Source organism: Cupriavidus sp. SIMBA_020 (assembly GCF_046535395.1).
Lineage (GTDB): Bacteria > Pseudomonadota > Gammaproteobacteria > Burkholderiales > Burkholderiaceae > Cupriavidus > Cupriavidus campinensis.
In genome coordinates, this window is sequence record NZ_JAWRWU010000545.1 from 1 (window position 1) to 273 (window position 273).

The 273-nt window shown below is 64.1% G+C and carries 2 protein-coding genes; both read right to left on the minus strand.

Translation table 11 applies throughout. The features are described 5' to 3' along the window. Window positions 1-137 (minus strand): CCE_0567 family metalloprotein (locus SB751_RS30440; protein WP_410749076.1); only part of this gene is annotated, 137 nt, incomplete at its 3' end. A gap of 23 nt (window positions 138-160) precedes the next feature. Then, a partial coding sequence (locus SB751_RS30445; protein WP_410749077.1) for a DUF269 domain-containing protein occupies window positions 161-273 on the minus strand: 113 nt, incomplete at its 5' end.

Genomic DNA, 273 nt, shown 5'->3' on the forward strand with positions numbered 1-273 from the left:
CGCTGCGCGACGGCGAGAATCTGCTCCCAGTTGGTCGGCAGTTCCTCGGACAGGTCGTGCAGATCCATCTTCGCCTGCGTCGCCTGGGCATTGAGCTTCTTCAGGCGCGCTTTCAGTTCGTCGGCTTGGTTGGTCATCGATTTTCTCCACGTTGCGCCGCTCACGCGCCGTACTGCGCGACGGCCGGGTACGCGCGAATCATTTCGATCGCGTCGTCGAGGAACTTGCCGCCCGCCGCCGCGAGCTTCTCGAGCGACGGAAAGCCGAAGCGGT